Source organism: Lentilactobacillus kribbianus (genome assembly GCF_013184075.1).
GTDB lineage: Bacteria > Bacillota > Bacilli > Lactobacillales > Lactobacillaceae > Lentilactobacillus > Lentilactobacillus kribbianus.
Genome location: NZ_JABEQQ010000001.1, coordinates 205004 through 224902, shown reverse-complemented (window position 1 = coordinate 224902; position 19899 = coordinate 205004). Strand labels below are relative to the sequence as shown.

Below are 19899 nucleotides of genomic sequence, written 5' to 3'. Positions count from 1 at the left end.
TATCCGAGAGGAAGGGGAAGAATTGATGACAGATACGGTTAAGGCACAAGAACAAAATCATTTAGATCAAGTAATTGATAAAGTTAAGCAGGCTAAAAAAGTTGAGGCCGCTAAGGTGTCTGACGCCAAGCGAGATACTGATGAAATCAATAAAAATTTTTATAACGATGTCCGGTTAAATACCACGACCTATAGTGGCATGATGGATACGGCACTATCGATTCGCCAACAGCAACAAATGTTGGCTGAACGTGAAACTAGACAAGAGTATGCTGCTAAACAAGTAAATACGTTAAGTAAAATGGAAGATAATCCTTACTTTGCACGTTTGGACTTTCATGAGGCTGGTGAACCTAAAGCCGAAACGATTTATATCGGGATGGCTTCGTTTACTGATCGTCCTGATCATTATTTAATCTATGATTGGCGTGCGCCGATCTCCAGTATTTATTATGATGGTGGCATTGGTGAAGTTACATATCAAACACCTGATGGTGAACAAACCGTGGATGTGAAATTAAAACGACAATTTCAAATTGCGGCAGGTAAAATTAAGACGGTTTTTGACACCGAAGAAGTTGTTGGTGATCAAATGCTTTTAGATGCTTTGGGCAATCAATCCGATACTAAAATGAAGAGTATCGTGACTACCATTCAAAAAGAACAAAACCAAATCATTCGTGATACCAGCGCTGATTTGCTATTTGTTCAAGGAGCTGCTGGTTCTGGTAAAACCGCGGCTATTTTACAACGGGTAGCCTATTTACTCTACCAATATCGGGGTAACTTGAACTCGGCGCAGGTAGTATTATTTTCTCCTAACCAGTTATTTAATGATTATATTAACCAAGTTTTGCCCGAACTGGGTGAACAAAACATGGTGCAAATGACCTTTTATCAATACAGTTCCCATCGCTTACCTAACCTAGAAGTGGAAACGTTAGGGGAACGTTTTGACGAACAGTTTGATACCAGTAAAAAGGCTGTGGCTACCTTAAAGGGTAGTTTACAGTATTTTAAAGCGGTAACGGCTTATGCTCACCACTTAAATAAAGAAGACATGCGTTTTAGAAACATTGTTTTCAATGGTGAAGTTTTGATTCCCAAAGAAAAAATTGCTTCCATTTATTATGGCTTTAATGAAAACTATAATTTAAGAAACCGACTCGCAGGAACCAAAGAATCACTAATGAAGATGATTAATCGTAAAGTACACGTTGAAATGAAAAAAGATTGGGTCGAAGAAGCCGTCCAAAACTTAACTAAAGAACAAATTCAGGCAATGCATCATGATGCTGAAACTGAAATTCAAGATGCTGATGAAGAGTTTAAGTTCTTGGCTAGAAATATCGTTAATAAGGCCTTTCAAAAAGTACGACGCCAAATTATGCGTAATCACTTCTTAACTATTACTCATCAATTTGTACATTTCTTACGTAGTTTGCCCCAAATTATTGATATTTCAGCTTTTGGTGTTACCAAAGAAGCTTGGCAAGATAGTGTTTCTGGGGTTATTGAAGATTTAAAGGTCGGTAAGCTAGCTATGGCGGATGTTTCACCGTACCTTTATTTATATGATTTAATGACGGGAAAACGAGGACAAAAAGACATTCGTTACCTCTTTATTGATGAAGTACAAGATTATACGGCCTTTCAATTAGCATTCTTGAAATTTAGTTTTCCTAGAGCCCGTTTTACCTTATTAGGAGACTTAAACCAGGCAATCTTTACGCACGAAAATAGTGAAAGACTGTTGACGGAGTTAGGTACCCTCTTCAAACCAGATAAGACCAGAGTTATTCAATTAACCAAGTCATACCGTTCTACCAAACAAATCACCGAGTTTACCAAGCATTTATTAAGTGACGGCGAACAGATTGAAGCTTTTGATCGTCAAGGTGAGTTACCTACTATTTACGTTGAACCTAATCAAGGCCAAGCGTTAAATGCTATGAAGAATCAAATTGAATCTAACTTGGCCATTCACGAAACTACGGCGATTATTGGTAAAACGTTGGCTGAATGTGAACAAATTGCTGAATTATTGCAACAGGCTGGGGTCAAAGCTACTTTGATTCGAACTGAAAACCAACGTTTGGTTAACGGAGTTATTATCGTGCCATCATACTTAGCCAAGGGGTTGGAATTTGATAGTGTCATTATGTGGGATGCTTCAGCTAAGGCTTATCCGGATGCCAGCGATCAACAGTTAGTATATACAATTGCTACTCGAGCAATGCATCGGTTAACCATTATTTCGATTGGTGAGTTATCACCACTATTTGCACCGGTACCCCAAAATGAATATGAATTAATTATGGAATAAAAAGTCGGTTAATTACCGGCTTTTTTTGTGATTTCAAGGTAACTAAAAAAATTAGCCGTCCCGAAAAATATAGTTGAATTAAGTTGACAATTAATCCATTTCAGAGAATAATACCCTTTGGAATGAAATTGAGCGCTCACTCAAAACAGCGTTTGACCTGAATTTCGTTTAATTTAGAAAAGAGGGCGAGAACATGACAGAATCAAAAAAGAAACACCGCGAAAGTTCTTTTGAGACTATTGGCGAAAATAGTAAGAGCTTAAGCGAAGTTAATGGTACGATTAAGGTTCCGGAAAAAGGTTTTTGGCGGACATTAATGGCGTACACCGGTCCTGGTATTTTAATTGCGGTTGGCTACATGGATCCTGGTAACTGGATTACCTCTATTGCCGGTGGGGCCCAATTTAAGTATCAATTGTTATCAATTGTCTTAATTTCGAGTTTAATTGCGATGCTACTACAAGCCATGGCAGCTAAACTGGGAATTGTGACTGGTAAGGATTTGGCCCAAATGATCAGAGAACATACCTCTAAGCGGGTAGGTTTTATGTTATGGGTGATTACGGAATTAGCCATCATGGCCACGGATATCGCTGAAATTATTGGTTCGGCGATTGCGATTGAGTTATTATTCCACGTCCCATTAATTGTCGGAATTGTCATTACCGCAGCAGATGTTTTAATTTTATTATTGCTGATGCAATTAGGTTTTAGAAAAATTGAAACCATTGTGGCTGCTTTGGTATTTGTAATTGTGGGTGTGTTTGCGTATGAAGTATTGTTAGCCCAACCCAAATTTGCCGAAATTATGGCAGGATACATTCCTCATCGTGATATTTTGACTAATAAGTCCATGTTGTATTTGTCACTAGGAATTGTGGGGGCCACGGTAATGCCTCATGATTTGTTCTTAGGATCATCAATTTCACAAACTCGTGAAATTGATCGAACTGATGAAGAAAAAATTGCTCGTTCTATCAAATTCACAACCATCGATTCAAATATTCAATTGACGATTGCCTTTGTAGTAAATAGTTTACTTTTGATCTTAGGGGCCGCTTTATTTTACGGAACTAACAGTGATTTAGGGAAATTTGTGGATTTATTTAATGCCTTAAAAGATCCTAAAATTGTTGGTGCTATTGCCAGTCCACTGTTAAGTATCTTATTTGCGGTAGCGTTACTGTCTTCTGGTCAAAGTTCTACTATTACAGGAACTTTATCCGGCCAAATCATTATGGAAGGTTTTATTGAATTGAAGATGCCAATGTGGGCACAACGATTACTCACACGGCTATTGTCAGTGATTCCGGTGTTAGGCTTTGCAATTTATTATCATGGTAATGAAGCTAAGATCGAAAATCTATTAACCTTTTCACAGGTATTTTTAAGTATTGCTTTACCATTTGCGGTAATTCCGTTAGTTATGTATACCAGTGATAAAAAGATTATGGGTCGGTTTGCTAACGCGACTTGGTCAAAAGTATGTGCCTGGACTGCAGCAATTGTCTTGGTAGCATTAAATGGTTATCTAATTGTTCAAACTATTGGCTTAGTTTAAAATAATGGGGTGAACGAGATTAAGAAAGTAAGCACGAAAAACCATTTAGAGCAAAAAGAACGGTTATTAGATACGGCACGAGAATTATTTGCGACAATGGGGTATGAAGCTACTACTACTAGAAAAATTAAGGAAGCTTCCCATACGTCTGAGGGACTACTTTATTATTATTTTCCGGGCGGCAAAAAAGAATTATTTGACGCGGTGGTCTTAGATAAAAGTTGGGACCGTGAAGCGGTTATTGAAGCCTTTCAATTTCAACCAGTAGCTACACTAGCCCAGTTAAAAGCGGAAATTATGCGTTTTTTTAAGGCCGTTTGGGAGAATTTGATTCAACATGATAATTATCAAATTTTCATGATTACAGTCCATGAACAAGCGGTTATTAATGACGGACAGGATGAATGGATTACCCGACTGAACCACTTAATTGTCGGGCGTTTAAACAAATATTTACGTGATAATAACGATTTTTTACAAAATAAATTATCTGATTTGGTGTTAATGAGTAAGACTTTGGTGGCTAATTTGCAGGCACTCATATTTTCTGATTTAGTCATCAAAGGAAATCGTCAAATTAGCTCACACCAATTTGAAGCGCTAGAGCAACAAGTTAACTTTATTTTGCAACACGATATTTAAAAAGGGTGAAACATTTTGTTTCGCCCTTTTTATTTACTTACGAGTATAATGTTAGTTAAGATATTATTGTGAGGGTGTGTATGTTAAAAACTAATCAATTAACGGAAAATTGTCGCTTAATCAATGCGTTTCAACCGACCCAATTAGAGCAAGCCCAATTGGCCCAGCAATATGAGATTACTGCTGAAATGTTTGGCTATGCTTTTGATGTGGATGAACGGGCTCGAATTGAAGACGATGACGAGTCACCGGTAACGCTGATTGTCTATGATGTTTTGCTAACTAAGAATTTAAATGACGAAGAAAAAGATCCGACTGGTCCCATTGCCATGGCTATTAATGGTGATAATTTAATTATGTTTACGAACGCTAATAATCAATTTGTAGTGGAGGATTTACTGGCAAATCAAAAGCATATTAAGTATCATACTGAAGGCCCGTTGCAAATTGTTTTAGGAGTTATGTATCGCTTATCATCCCGCTATTTCGATGCTATTCACACGATTGATAAAGACCGCCAAAAACTGCAGCGTACCCTAAAGACCGAAACCAGTCGAGACGCTATTACTAAATTAATGGGGTTACAAACCAAATTGGTGTATTATTTAACTTCATTAAGATCAAATACCTCACTAGTACAGGATTTAAAGCATAATAAACGACTGACCATTAATGATAATGATCAGGAACGAATTGATGATATTTTAGTAGAATTAAAGCAAGGTTTAGAAATGGCCCAAATGGCTAGTGAAGTGATTGAGCATTTATCAGATGCCTATACGAATGTTTTAGATAATGATTTGAATAACACGATGCAATTTTTAACGATTGTTTCGGTAGCATTAGCGGTGCCCACTATTATTTTTGGCTTTTTTGGCCAAAATGTATGGTTACCGTTGGCGGGAACTAGGTGGAGTTGGTTGACTACCATTTTAATTTCAGCCTTGATTATTTTCATGGGCTTTTTGTTGTTTCGGGTGTACCAACATTTAAAAAAATAGGTTAGAGTAGTTTAATCATAATAAATCGAGGATATAACTATGGCGGAGTTAATTAACTACTATTCATACGATCGAAACGAGTGGAAAAGTTTTTATGGTAAGAATGCTGATTTACCAGTTACTAGCGCTGATTTGGCTGCCATTAAGGCGTTTAATGATAAGATTTCGCTGCAAGACGTTGCAGATATATACATCCCGTTGGTGCATTATTTATCGCTGCAAATCGATAATTTTTTAACTTGGCAAGCAACCAAATCGAATTTTTTACACCAACCAGAGCGCAAAGTGCCATTTATTATTGGTATATCTGGGAGTGTGGCCGTGGGCAAATCCACTACGGCGCGTTTGCTAGAAGAATTAATGAGTCATTATTTTCCTCAGCAAAAAGTGCAATTAATTACAACTGATGGTTTTTTGTACCCCACGTCTGAATTAAAGCAAAAGGGGTTAATGGATCGCAAAGGATTTCCGGAAAGCTATGACATGGAGAAACTAATTAATTTCTTGAATAATGTTAAGGCCGGACGATCTAACGTAGTGGCACCCGTTTATTCACACCAAATATATGATATTGTGCCAGACCAATTTGATGTCATTGATCGACCGGATATTTTAATCATTGAAGGGATTAATGTGTTACAACTACCAAGCAACCAACAGATATATGTTAGTGATTTTACTGATTTTTCGATTTACGTTGATGCTAAGGCGAGTGAAATTAAAGAATGGTATTTGGAACGGTTCCGACTGTTGATGAAAACCGCATTTAAAGATCCGCAAAATCATTATTATCAGTACGCTCAAACAGATCCTAAGCAGGCACTACAGTTGGCTACGGATGTTTGGAATGACATTGATATGCCTAATTTAGAGGAAAATATCTTACCGACAAGAAGCCGGGCAGATTTAATTATGCATAAAACTACGAATCATTTAATCGATAAAATTTATCTCCGTAAATATTAATGTTTGGATTTAGCTAACAAGGTTGACCCGCATGGAAAAAATGGATAGAATAGTAATAATAAAATTTAAGGAGTGGAACACTTGGCAAACGTTGACTTATCAACATTCGATAAAATTTTAGTGCTAGATTTCGGTAGCCAATATAACCAATTGATTACCCGACGGATTCGGGATTTAGGCGTATATTCAGAACTTAAATCTCATAAAATGTCCGCTGCTGAGGTGAAAGCATTTGCACCTAAAGGAATCATTTTTTCTGGTGGACCTAACAGCGTTTATGCTGACGACGCTCTCAAAGTTGATCCCGAAATTTATAAATTAGGGATTCCCATCTTAGGAATTTGTTACGGAATGCAATTAATGGCCTATGATTTGGGTGGTAAAGTTGAAAATGCCGACAATAGTGAATATGGTCGAGCAATTATTGACGTTACCGCTGATGATGCTCGCTTGTTTATGGACTTACCTCGTAAGCAAACCGTTTGGATGAGTCATGGAGATTTAGTAACGCAAGTTCCAGCTGGTTTTGAAGCTGTGGCTACCAGCGAATCATGCCCAATTTCAGCTATGCAAGATACTGATCGTAACTTGTACGGGCTTCAATTCCATACTGAAGTGCGAAACACTGAGTATGGTAACGAAATTTTAAAGAATTTCGCTTTTAATGTTTGTCATGCTGAAGCTAACTGGACCATGAATGATTTTATTGATTTATCAATTGATAAAATCCGTGAAACTGTTGGCGATAAGAAGGTCTTACTAGGTCTTTCTGGTGGAGTTGATTCTAGCGTTGTAGGCGTTTTGCTTCATAAAGCAATTGGTGATCAACTAACTAGTATTTTTGTGGACCATGGCTTGTTACGAAAGAACGAAGCTGATCAAGTGATGGATAGTTTAGCCGGTAAATTCGGTTTGAACATCATCAAGGTTGATGCTCAAGAACGTTTCTTAAACAAGTTAAGTGGGGTTAGTGATCCTGAAAAGAAACGTAAAATTATTGGAAATGAATTTATTGAAGTTTTCAATGATGAAGCGCAAAAGCTTGATGGTATTGATTTCTTAGCTCAAGGAACTTTGTATACCGATGTGATTGAAAGTGGCACTGATACTGCCCAAACTATCAAATCCCATCATAACGTTGGTGGATTACCAGAAGATATGCATTTCGAATTGATTGAACCTTTGAACACTTTGTTTAAAGATGAAGTTCGTGAATTAGGTGAAAAATTAGAAATGCCACACGAATTAGTTTGGCGGCAACCATTCCCAGGTCCTGGTCTGGGAATTCGAGTAATCGGTGAAGTTACCGAAGACAAACTAGAAATTGTACGCGAAAGCGACTGGATTTTGCGTGAAGAAATTGCCAATGCTGGATTAGATCAAGAAGTATGGCAATACTTTACAGTTTTACCTGGTTTTAAGAGTGTTGGCGTTATGGGTGATGGTCGTACTTATGATTACACCATTGCCATTCGGGCCGTTAGTTCGGTTGATGGTATGACTGCTGACTTCTCTAAGTTACCTTGGGATGTTTTGCAAACCATTTCTACTAGAATTGTAAACGAAGTAGAAGGGATTAACCGCGTAGTGTATGACATTACGAGCAAGCCACCTTCGACAATTGAATGGGAATGATTTTCCACATTGCTCTATCGGGTTGTATAGGGCTGTATCGGGGACTGACATTGATTTGTCAGTCTTTTTTATTTTCAATAGTCCATTTAAAATCGATAAAATTGTGGTACATTTTGTGGTACAAAAAAAGTACCACAAAAATAAACTGATTTGCCAAGAATTGTTGTAAACAATGTAACTCATTGCAGCTAAAGTATGGACCATTCCTGACAAGCATAGTATTATGCAATCAAAGCTTACGCAAGATAATTAATTATCGATATTATTTCATATTTATGAGGACTTTAATTTACGGTATTTTAGACTAATGAGTGGATAAAATGTATCAAGATTTAAAAGGAAGAGTTGTAGTGGTTACTGTTGGTTCTAATGGAATCGGATAAGCATCTCAGAACGATTTGGCAAAGAATAGATGAAGATATGCAAATTATCAATGAGATGAACGAAAACCTTCGGGTAGGACCTAATCCAGATGAGTTTGATTTTTAATAAGGGGAGAAAGATATGGATTTACAATTAACTAATAAACGGGCCTTAATCACTGGATCAACTAAGGGGATTGGTAAAGCAATTGCTACCACCATGGCACAAGAAGGTGCTAATGTCATTATCAATGGCCGTAGCCAAGCTGCTGTTGATAGTGTTGTCGCCGAGCTTCATACTAAGTTTCCTAAGGTTGAAATTACGGGGGCTGCTTATGATTTGAGTGATGATCAGGCGTTGGCTGAACTTTATCAACAAATTCCCACGGTGGATGTTTTAATCAATAATATGGGTATTTTCAAACCAATGGACTACTTTGATATTACTGATGAAGATTGGCAAAGATTTATTGATATTAATGTGATGGTTGGTAATAAATTAGCACGCCATTACATGCCTACAATGCTAAAGCAAAACTTTGGGCGAATTATTTTTATTGCTAGTGAAGAAGCGATTATGCCAAGCGGTGAAATGCCCCAATATTCGTTGACTAAAACAATGAATCTATCCTTAGCAAAAAGTTTGTCTAAATTGACCAAGGCAACTAATGTAACTGTTAATACTGTTATGCCTGGATCCACCTTAACTGAAGGTGTGCAACAAATGCTTGATGATATGTATGCTGGTCAAGGGTTAACTCAAACGCAAAAAGAAACTGATTTTATGAAAAATCATCGACCATTGTCACAGATTCAACGTTTAATTCGACCTGAAGAAATTGGCGATTTTGTGGCATATGTTGCTAGTCCAATTGCCGGCGCTTTTTCCGGCGAAGCCTTACGAATGGATGGCGGAATGGTACCAACTATTTTTTAATAAGAGCAAGTGTTGTTGGATAAACAGGGATTTTTAATTTAATAAATTTTTGAATGAATAATTGTGATTGAAATTAATTAATCACAACTATTCTTTTTTATTTATGAAATGATGAATAGTGTGTGAAAAAATAATTCTTTATTAAATACTTTTTTTAAATAATATTTATAAAACCATTCGAAAAATGTAGAATTCAGGCAAACATTCATTTAATTTAAAAAAATCGTGATTAATGGATATAAAACTAAAAATTTAACTGGAAAAGTAGCCCATTACAAGCAAGGACAGGTTTTATCAGTTAAACAAATTGTCAAACATAATTTAACAACTCGTTTTGTACTCAACAATAGTCAATACATTACGGCTAATAAACATTATAGTAAAGCGACCCAGCAAACATTCAAAGTTTTAGGTTGGGACTATTCATGGAAAAATGATTACAGTCGAGGTAGTGCTTTACGTTATCGCGTAGCCGGTGGTTATATTAGTGCTAATTTGAAGTTAGTAAAATAATAAAAAACAGTTGCCTTTAAAGGTAACTGTTTTTATTATGGCAAGGGCTTTTCCTTGGCGCTTTGATTATGGAACGGTACAATAAAAAGTAATAATAAATGGATTGAAAGATTTAGGGGATGTGGTTATGAAATTGTTAGAAAGATATGGTTTTTATTTGATAATATTGGCAGTAATTAGTGAACTGGTCTTACCGTTTGTATTAGGTCATTATATAGCTGGATATAGTCAAACTGAAATGCTGATTTCTAGTTTTGGTGAAACCGGTCAACCTACCAAACTAGCTTTTAAAATTTGGGAAATTGTGAATGGTAGTTTATTTATTTTAGGGGCACCAGCTATTTACGCACGATTTAATGCAACCAACCATTTGATTGCATTATGGACTGCCATCTGTATTGCTATTTTTGGAATTGGTGATTGTATCATTACTGGGGTAGTAGATCGGGCCAGTTCTACTAAAGAAGTGGGTTTTACCAGCTTGCTACATAATTATGCTTCTGGTGCTGGTTTTATGGCACTTTTGGTTGGTACTTTTTTATTGATTTGGCTATTTTATCTGGAACATAACCAATTTATGGTAATTAGCTTAATCGTCATTTTTATCTTATCTAGTATCTTTATGTTTTTATTTTCGATGCCTAAAATTCCAATCATTAAAGCATTTCAAATTTCACATCGGGGACTTTGGCAACGACTAAATCTTTTATTTTTATATTTACCATTTTTCTGGGTAGCAATTAAAAATGTGCTATTTAATAAAAAATAGTTAGGGGACTATTTGAGGCACAATAATTAATTATTAAAGAGAGTGTGGGGGAAAATATGACTAGTAAATGGCCAAAAAGAATTATGTTAATAGTATTAGGGGTAATTGTAGTATTAGGAGCTGGTTTTGGTATTAATCAATATATGCATAAACAAAAACTGGCTAGTTTGGTAGATCGACCACAAGATGTGACCAAATGGACTGCAGATCCACGGCCACTACAAAGTGAAGCAGCAGTTAAAAAGCAATTTAAGCAAATCAATGAAGCAGAGAACAATCATAAATATGTTTCCATGGAGGGACTTAAACTAGGAGTTATTCCTGGTCTTCGTGGCGCCTGGTCTATTAATAATAAGGCTAAAAAGGCAGATTTTGGTACTGATTGGGTACCGCAAGGATTGACCCAATCTGTGACTAAATACTTTATTAGTGTTTATGATGGTAATCACCGACTTAATTCATTAATTTTTCAAATTGATAAGCGAACTCGGAAGTACGAAAAATCTTTGATTTTAAGTTCTATGGCCCATGTAGGTGGTATCACCTATGAAGATAATCATCATCAGTTAATTTATTCGGATGATTTAAAAGGATATGCTGGTTTTGGGGTTATTCAACAAAGTACCATTGATAATTACAATCCGGTTGTGGATAAAGCAGCGATTAAGTCCAAAAGAATTCCGTTTGCAGTAGGTTCTAGAACATCGGCAATTACTACTTATAAGAATTTGTTGGTAGTCGCCAAATATGGTAGAACTAAAAATGCTCGTTCAATTGTGTTAATTCCAACACAAAAGAATGGCGATCCAAAAGAGGTTACTATTGCAGATAAAAACAAGGTTAATAATGAATTTTTGAAACAAAACAAAAATAAAAAGATAACGATTAAAAATTTAGCGGCGTGGTTTGTCAAAAAAGGAGTTATCAAAGCTTATTATCCTGGTTGGAATAATATTCAAGGGGTCTCAACTCTTGATAATGGGTTCGTCGCTTTGAGTCAATCCGCTGGTCAAGAACCAAGTACTATCTTTTTTAAATTTCAAAATTATTCTGATAAACGGCCGTTAGATGCTGATTTTAAAACACCTAATACTGGAGCTAAAGAGGCTCGGGTTCCTCATTCCATTGAGGAATTGTCAATTGATCGTCGAATGAATAATCTTAGTATGATTTTTGAAAGTGGTGCTAGAGAATACCGCGAAACTATGAACTTTAACGGTTATCCATCTTATGTTGATCGTTTTGCTACCTTACCAGCTAACTTTAAACAAATGAAGGCATATTTTAAACAAATGAAGGCATATGATGGAAATAAATAAAATTTCAGATATTTTATTCTCGCCCGTTAATTCTGAAAGGATCGAAGGTGACTATATTGAAAGCTTTAGTTAACTGGTTTCGAAAAAATTTAAAAATATTCAAAATTGCATTTTTGATTACCGTAGTATTTATTGTATTTGGTGAGTTGCTATCGATTGCCAAATCAATTTCGTTAGCACAATTAAAAGCTAGTCTGGCCTTGATACCACCTTATAAACTATTGTTAATTGCAGTAGTTGGTATGGTAGCCGTCTTGCCTATGACCGGATATGATTTTATATTAAATAAAATGCTTGATACTAAGCATAAAAAAAGTTATATCTTTGAAACTAGTTGGTTAGTTAATACGATTAATAATCTTGCCGGTTTTGGTGGTTTGATTAGTATTGGGCTCCGGTCTAGTTTTTATGCAAGGGATAATAAGCCCAAAGAAGTAATGGCAGCACTATCTAAAATTTTACTGTTTTTAGAAGCCGGACTTTCCATTTTGAGTTTGGTGAGTTTAAGCCTAGTGGTGACTGGCAATACAGTTTCTTACTTGGGGCAGTATTGGGTATGGTTAGTTGGTGGTAGTTTATACTTTCCGGCTGTATACATATTCACCAAGGTTAAAAAAGATGGACTTTTAGGTGGCTTATCGAAGGAAAATCGGTTGCAATTGACCTTAACTTCCTTTCTAGAATGGTCAGGGGTTGTCATAGCATTTATCAGTGTGGGCTGGGCAATGGGTGTTTCAGTATCTCTAAAAGACATTTTGCCACTATTTATTGCGTCTTCAGTGATCGGGATTGTATCTATGATTCCCGGTGCGTTAGGATCGTTTGATGTCCTAATGATTTTAGGACTATCTAGTTTAGGGGTTCCTAGAGCCACTTCAGTTATTTGGCTATTGCTGTTTCGATTAGTTTATTACGTAATTCCATTGTTATTTGGGGGCATCTTCTTCTTTGATACCACTTGGAAATCCGTTAATAGACAATACTCCGGTATTCCGAAAAACTTAGCACTAGAATTATTCCATAAAATTGAAGTTTTCTTACTTTATTTCTCTGGTATTATGATTGTTTTATTAGCCACGATTCCCCAGGGATTTAGTAAGGTATCATGGTTGCGAATGATTAATATTTATCATTATCATATTATTTCGCAATTTCCTAATATTATTTTAGGCTTTTTATTGTTAGTCATGGGCCGCGGAATTGCCGCCCGGGTTAAACGGGCTTATTGGCCCACGATTGGGTTATTAATTATTGCGGTTTTATATACTTTCTTCTTTGACTTTAGCTTGATTGCCTTAGTCATTTTGGGAATTATGTTATTTATGATTGTGATTTCTCGTAGTGAACTTTACCGGGAACAATTAGTTTATTCCTGGCAATGGATGACGGTTGATGGTCTGATTATTGGAACGTTAGTGATTTTATATACCATTATCGGGGTCTATAATCACACCGGCCATCATCACCGCAAGATGTTATCGTTCTTCTTATTCCCATCTGAAAAATTATGGTTATTTGGTTTCGTAGCCATTTTAATCGTGGCAGTGGTCATGTTGATTTTCTTCCGTTATCTTGAAGGTAGTAAGCATCAGATTGGGGTGCCATTGGAAGAAAATCGAGTGCTGAAAATATTAAATCAATATGGCGGCAACGTTGATAGTCAATTAGCCTTTTTAGGTGATAAGTTATTTTATTATTATAACGATGGTAAAGAAGATACGGTTTTCTTCCAATTTGCAACCTTTAATGATAAGTGTATTGTCATGGGAGATCCGGTTGGTAAAAGAGAAGATTTTGAAGCAGCTATTCAACAATTTTTAGAAGAATCTGATCGTTGGTGTTATCGTCCAATTTTCTATGAAACTAATGAAACTAGTGTAATTACGCTTCATGAAATGGGTTATGATTTCATTAAAATGGGAGAACAGGCTTTAGTTGATTTAAATACCTTTACTACAGCCGGTAAGAAGATGAAGGGAACTCGTTCCACTTTTAATAAAATTACTAAAGAAGGGTATCAATTTGAGGTCATCCAGCCACCATTTGATGATGCTTTTCTAGATACGTTACAGAAAATTTCTGATACCTGGTTAAATGGACGAAAAGAAAAGGGCTTTTCAATGGGGTTCTTTTCTAGAGACTATTTAAAGCGAGCGCCAATTGCAGTGGTAAAAAACGCTGATGGTAAAATTGTTTCCTTTGCTAATTTTATGCCCACATACAATAAAGAAGTGGGGACCATTGACTTGATGAGGTATGGGGCTGATGCTCCTTCTGGAAGTATGGATTTTCTATTTATTCATCTGTTTGAGTATATGAAAGAACAGGGTTTTCAATACTTTGATTTGGGAATGGCACCTTTATCAAACGTTGGGTATTCGAAAAAGAGTTTTACTCAAGAACGGATTGCTCATTTGGTTTATGAATTTGGTTCCCGTTTTTACTCATTTCAAGGAATTCGCGATTACAAGGCTAAGTATTCACCTACTTGGATACCACGATATACTCTGTATTCACGGAAGAGTTGGGTGATTTATGTTATGATTGCGATTTTAGTAGTTGATAATCGCACTATTAGAACTAAGGATGAATAAAGCAAAACACGTTGTTATCCTATTGGATAACAGCGTGTTTTTTATTTGTCAAAATGTTAAGTATGGAAGAGTTATAATTAAGAAAATACTATCTCGGCATCAGAAAGGTAATTAAAATGATTAAACAACTAAATTCAGTGACGCCATTGGAACTCGATCAAATCATGACGATTTGGTTTAATGGTAACCTAGCTGGTCATCCATTTATCAACAGACAATATTGGCTGGATAATTGGGATTATGTACGTAACGAATTACCCAAAGCAGAAATTGTAGTGGCTCAAGTGAATGATCAAATTCAAGGTTTTGTAGGAGTTATGGATAACTATATTGCTGGTATTTTTGTGGCTGCCAATTATCGTCATCAAGGATTGGGCCAGCAACTATTAGATTACATTAAACAAGATCATCAAAATTTAACGTTAAATGTTTATGAACTAAATCAAGTGGCAGTTCATTTTTATCAGCGACAAAACTTTCAGGTAATGAATAAAGAGCTAGACACGGCTACTAATCAGGTTGAATTAACAATGAGTTGGTCAGCGGCCATTTAATTATTTGAGGTGAATAGGGCTAGAATGAAATTAGTCAAAACAAATGAGGCGAGTAAATGGCAGCAAAAATCATTATTGATGAGCAGGTGAAAAATTATTTTACTACTGACAAACGCCAGCACTTAGTGGATTATTGTCAACAAAAATTGCCAATTTACGTGAAACAACGATCTAGTAAAATCAAACCAGTACGTAGTAATATCGACCATCTTTATGAGTTAAAAGTTAGGGTAGGCAAACAGTTTTTCGGTTAGCTTATTTTAATAAGGATACCGTTATTCAAGTTAGTTATATTACTGATACGTTGCAAAAAATCAAGTTTGATCGAGAAGTAACTCGTTTTTTAAATAAGGTGAAGTAAAATGAAAGCAATGACGAAAAGAGCTACGATTAAATGGATTAAGCAACAATTTAAACGTAACTCGGACTGTACCATAAGACTGTTAACCTTTAAAAAAGATCGTATGCTGACCATTGTTAAGCGAGGCGTTACTTTCGATGTTATTGAAGCGGGCTTTAATCACTGTCAATATAGTGATTTGGACTCTAAAGCGGCTTTTCATTTAGTTAAAAAATTATTGGAGCTAGAATTTCCCCGTAGTCATATGGTATATTGTGACCTATCTTAAAAAGAGCTAATTGAGGATTCTTGATTAACTCTTTTTATATGTCGAAAATATTTCTAGAAGTCGTATAATGGGTGTAACTAAATAAGATTAGAGGGATGCTTATGACCAAGAACCAGCATTTGTATGAAGTTTTTCAACCCGAACACTATAATCTCTTTTTAGATATTAATCGAGAAACTAAGCAGATTTCCGGGACCACCACGGTTACTGGTAATGCTCAAGATACTACTATTGCACTCCACCAAAAATTTATGACTATTAATTCAGTTAAGGTGGCTGGTCAAGCGGTTCCATTTACGATGGATGCTGATCGCGAAGCGTTTAAGATTGAATTAGCTCAAACTGGTGAAGTCACAATCACCGTTGATTACACGGCACCGTTGACTGATACTATGATGGGTATTTATCCATCATATTATGAATTAAATGGCGAAAAGAAACAGATTATCGGAACTCAGTTTGAAACGACCTCTGCGCGCCAAGCCTTTCCTTGTGTTGACGAACCAGAAGCCAAAGCTACTTTTGATTTGGCCATTAAGTTTGATGAGCACGAAGGCGAAACTATTTTAAGCAACATGGACGAGAATCGTTTTGAAAATGGAGTTCATTATTTTGATACCACGTTGCGGATATCGACTTACTTGATTGCGTTTGCCTTCGGTGATTTACAAGCTAAGTACACTACCACTAAAAGTGGAGTTAAAATTGGCGTCTTTTCAACTAAAGCACACCCAGAAAATGAATTAGATTATCCGTTAACCATTGCTAAAAAATCGATTGAATTTTTTGAAGATTTCTATGAGACGCCATATCCATTATCTCATTCATGGCAATTAGCGTTACCAGACTTTTCAGCGGGAGCGATGGAAAACTGGGGCTTAGTAACGTATCGTGAATCATATTTATTGTTTGATCCATTGAATGCTTCCATTCCGGTGAAACAACATACCGCTACTACCATTTCTCATGAACTAGCTCACCAATGGTTTGGGGATTTGGTAACCATGAAGTGGTGGGATGATCTTTGGTTGAACGAAAGTTTTGCCAACATGATGGAATATGTTGCCATTGATGCTATTGACCCTGATTTACATATCTGGGAAGCCTTTCAAATGTCGGAAGTGCCATCAGCTTTACAAAGAGATGCTACTGACGGAGTTCAACCAGTTCATGTAGCTGTTGAAGATCCGGCCGAAATCGATGCCCTCTTTGATAGTGCGATTGTTTATGCTAAGGGTTCTCGAATGCTAGTCATGGTTCGAGCAATGATTGGTGATGACGCCTTACGGACAGGGTTGAAAAACTATTTTGCTGCTCATAAGTTTGGCAATGCTAAGGGAGCAGATCTCTGGCAAGCATTAGGCGAAGCAGCCGGAATGAATGTCGGTGAAATTATGAATTCTTGGCTAGAACAACCAGGTTTTCCAGTTGTTACAGCTGCCGTTATTGATGGCAAATTAACCTTGTCGCAACAACAATTCTTTATTGGTAGTGGCAAAGAAATGGGCCGTCAATGGCAAATTCCACTGGCTGGCAATTATGAAGTTGTGCCAGCTATTATGAACGATCAAAAATTAGTTTTAGGTGATTATGAACAATTACGACAACAAAATGGACAGGCTTTCCGCTTAAATATCGGAAATAATTCTCATTTTATTGTTAAATATGATCAAACCTTACTTGAAGATATTTTGGCCAGTGCTGATTCACTAGATGTTATTTCACAACGACAAATTTTACAAGACCTCCGCTTATTAGCAGAGGGGCGCCAAGTGTCGTTTGCTAAAGTTGTGCCAGTCTTGAAACAGTTTGCTGCTAGCCATTCTGCTTTGGTTAATCAAGCACTATATAAAGCGGCAGCAGATCTTAAAATGTTTCCAACACCAGATTCTGCTGAAGAAAACTTTCTCCGCCAATTATATGGCCATTTAAGTGCAGATCAATTTGATCGCTTGACCTGGTTACCTAAGGCAGATGAATCTAATGATGATCAATTAACCCGACCATATATTTTAGATGCGGCTTTATATGCTAAAAATGATGCCGCTATGAAGGCTGCTCATGACTTATTTACAGAGCATGCTGATGACTTGATTCATTTATCAGCATCAGTTCGTGCTGCGGTGTTAACTAACGAAGTGAAAAATTATGGGAGTACCGCATTGTTTGATCGGTTAATGTTAACTTATCAAAATACTGTTGATCCAGCTTTTAAAGCCGATTTGAGTGTGGCATTAACTAGCACTACTGAGGAAGCATCCATTAGAAAAATTATTGTGGCGTTCGAAAATCCAGCAATCATTAAACCCCAAGATTTAAGAACTTGGTTCCCACAACTATTGGAAAATAGTGCGGCGGAACAAGCTGCTTGGGATTGGATTAGAAATGATTGGCAATGGTTAGCAGATACTATTGGTGGTGACATGTCATTTACCAGTTATATAGGCTATATTGCTAGAGCTTTCCATACCCCACAACGATTGAGTGAATTTGAAGCTTTCTTTGAACCAAAGCTGGGAACTCCAGGTTTAACTCGAGAAATTCAGATGGATATTAATGTTATTAAGAGTCGAATTAACCTCATTGAAGCTGATAAGAAATTGGTTAATGAAGCTGTGAAAAGCTTAGTTGAATAAGATTAACGGAATAATAAAAAAGCAAACACAATGTGTTTGCTTTTTTATTATCTTTAGTATTTAGTTTATGTAGTTAATGGTATCTTTTATTAAACGTAATTGTAATGATAGATGATTTGATATATAATCAATAACTCTCTGATTAAATATCAAAAAGCAAATACATATAATTTTAGGAGGATCTAATGTCTAATAAAGATTCTAAATTTTGTATCAATTGTGGTAAATCTATTCCTGCTAGTGCCGAATTTTGTCCTTTTTGTGGTGCTAAGCAAGAAAACATTACAACAGAAAAAGTTGCTAATCCTATCAATGAGTCAACACCAAATATGTTGAATTCTTTTAAATTAGCATTTCAAAATGCTTTTTCCATTAACAACATTATGTCTCGAGCAAATTTTTGGTGGAATTATCTGACTATTTTTATTATTAATATTTTACTGTCTAGTATAATGATGTTGACTAATTTAAAGTATCCAGCCATTATTTTTGCTAATGAAAATAGTTATATTTCCAGTTATTCTCGGTTATTAGGACAGTTTATATTTTGTTTACCGTTGGCCATTTTAATGATTATGGGATTTACAGCAATGATTCGTCGATTACACGATACTAATCGTTCCGCTCATTATCTGTGGTTATTATTGATTCCGATTGTTGGAGTAATTGTTATTATTGTGTTTTTAGCTCAAAAAAGTAATGTTGAAGGTCAAAGATTTGTTAAATCAAGTAAGACTAAACCATGGTACAAAAAATGGATTAGCTGGTTGATTATTGTAATAGTTTCTTTGGTTTCACTGATTTCATTTAATTCATATGCTAATGACTATGTTAATACCCATTATTTTACTAATATCGCAAGTGATAGCAATAGCGATGATGATACGGATGAAAGTGACTATGATTCCAGTTCGGCTTCTACTGAAGATACAAATGAAACAAGTTCCACAACCAATGATGACGATGATTCTATAATGGTTGGCGATGATAAAATCGATATTGATGATCAAGAAGAATACACTAGTGATTTTACTGATAGCACATGGGCAAACTCGACTTTTGGAGTGGAAGACATCACTGTTTACAAGACCAAAGAAGAATATACAGATGGCTCTGGTAGTGATCAAACTACTTTTAATGGTATCATCAGGGTTCATATGTCTGTTACTGCGGGACAAGATATTAATGCATTTATGACACAATCAACGTTAAATACCAGTGATGGACAACAAATAGATGCTGATTTATCTGATAGCGATAATTTTGATGGGGAATTAAATTCTGGCACGGATGCTGATGGTTATGTTTACTTTTTAGTTCCTAAAATGGATAGTGCTGATGGATTAACTAGTATTCGATTGAAGTGGGATGCTTATTATGACACTGATGATTACGATGATGATAATTCCGATAAAACTTTTGATACAACCATTAATTTAACAGAATAATAAAAAA

16 protein-coding genes are annotated in these 19899 nt (G+C 36.0%); all 16 read left to right on the top strand.

Annotated elements, in window-relative coordinates; all coding sequences use genetic code 11:
- The first annotated feature begins 25 nt into the window (after window positions 1-25).
- The 16 genes from helD (at window position 26) to HII32_RS01225 (ending at window position 19892) form a co-directional block, all read left to right on the top strand.
- Window positions 26-2326, top strand: a complete 2301-nt coding sequence (gene helD, locus HII32_RS01300) for an RNA polymerase recycling motor HelD (protein WP_172187540.1) — start codon at window positions 26-28, stop codon at window positions 2324-2326.
- A 193-nt stretch (window positions 2327-2519) separates the two neighbouring features.
- Complete coding sequence (locus tag HII32_RS01295; protein WP_172187538.1) at window positions 2520-3887, top strand: Nramp family divalent metal transporter; 1368 nt, start codon at window positions 2520-2522, stop codon at window positions 3885-3887.
- A gap of 9 nt (window positions 3888-3896) precedes the next feature.
- The gene (locus HII32_RS01290; RefSeq protein ID WP_172187536.1) at window positions 3897-4529 is read left to right on the top strand and encodes a TetR family transcriptional regulator; all 633 of its coding nucleotides are present in this window, start codon (window positions 3897-3899) and stop codon (window positions 4527-4529) included.
- 80 nt (window positions 4530-4609) lie between these two features.
- Window positions 4610-5530, top strand: a complete 921-nt coding sequence (locus tag HII32_RS01285) for a magnesium transporter CorA family protein (protein WP_172187534.1) — start codon at window positions 4610-4612, stop codon at window positions 5528-5530.
- 39 nt (window positions 5531-5569) lie between these two features.
- On the top strand, window positions 5570-6496 hold the full coding sequence (gene coaA, locus HII32_RS01280) for a type I pantothenate kinase (RefSeq protein WP_172187532.1): 927 nt from the start codon (window positions 5570-5572) through the stop codon (window positions 6494-6496).
- Between the two features lie 81 nt (window positions 6497-6577).
- The gene (gene guaA, locus HII32_RS01275; protein WP_172187530.1) at window positions 6578-8131 is read left to right on the top strand and encodes a glutamine-hydrolyzing GMP synthase; all 1554 of its coding nucleotides are present in this window, start codon (window positions 6578-6580) and stop codon (window positions 8129-8131) included.
- Between the two features lie 504 nt (window positions 8132-8635).
- Window positions 8636-9430, top strand: coding sequence for an SDR family NAD(P)-dependent oxidoreductase (locus HII32_RS01270; protein WP_172187528.1), 795 nt, complete (start codon window positions 8636-8638; stop codon window positions 9428-9430).
- Between the two features lie 225 nt (window positions 9431-9655).
- Entirely contained in the window at window positions 9656-9943 is a 288-nt protein-coding gene (locus tag HII32_RS01265) for a DUF5776 domain-containing protein (protein WP_172187526.1), read from the top strand.
- A 127-nt stretch (window positions 9944-10070) separates the two neighbouring features.
- On the top strand, window positions 10071-10712 hold the full coding sequence (locus HII32_RS01260; RefSeq protein ID WP_172187524.1) for a DUF998 domain-containing protein: 642 nt from the start codon (window positions 10071-10073) through the stop codon (window positions 10710-10712).
- A 56-nt stretch (window positions 10713-10768) separates the two neighbouring features.
- The gene (locus tag HII32_RS01255; protein ID WP_172187522.1) at window positions 10769-12031 is read left to right on the top strand and encodes a hypothetical protein; all 1263 of its coding nucleotides are present in this window, start codon (window positions 10769-10771) and stop codon (window positions 12029-12031) included.
- Between the two features lie 53 nt (window positions 12032-12084).
- Window positions 12085-14625, top strand: coding sequence for a bifunctional lysylphosphatidylglycerol flippase/synthetase MprF (gene mprF / locus HII32_RS01250; RefSeq protein WP_425483259.1), 2541 nt, complete (start codon window positions 12085-12087; stop codon window positions 14623-14625).
- A 116-nt stretch (window positions 14626-14741) separates the two neighbouring features.
- On the top strand, window positions 14742-15179 hold the full coding sequence (locus HII32_RS01245; protein ID WP_172187518.1) for a GNAT family N-acetyltransferase: 438 nt from the start codon (window positions 14742-14744) through the stop codon (window positions 15177-15179).
- A gap of 56 nt (window positions 15180-15235) precedes the next feature.
- Window positions 15236-15433, top strand: a complete 198-nt coding sequence (locus HII32_RS01240) for a hypothetical protein (RefSeq protein WP_172187516.1) — start codon at window positions 15236-15238, stop codon at window positions 15431-15433.
- A gap of 108 nt (window positions 15434-15541) precedes the next feature.
- On the top strand, window positions 15542-15808 hold the full coding sequence (locus tag HII32_RS01235) for a hypothetical protein (protein ID WP_172187514.1): 267 nt from the start codon (window positions 15542-15544) through the stop codon (window positions 15806-15808).
- Between the two features lie 101 nt (window positions 15809-15909).
- On the top strand, window positions 15910-18444 hold the full coding sequence (locus tag HII32_RS01230; RefSeq protein WP_172187512.1) for a M1 family metallopeptidase: 2535 nt from the start codon (window positions 15910-15912) through the stop codon (window positions 18442-18444).
- A 185-nt stretch (window positions 18445-18629) separates the two neighbouring features.
- Entirely contained in the window at window positions 18630-19892 is a 1263-nt protein-coding gene (locus HII32_RS01225; protein ID WP_172188727.1) for a DUF805 domain-containing protein, read from the top strand.
- Window positions 19893-19899 lie beyond the last annotated feature (7 nt).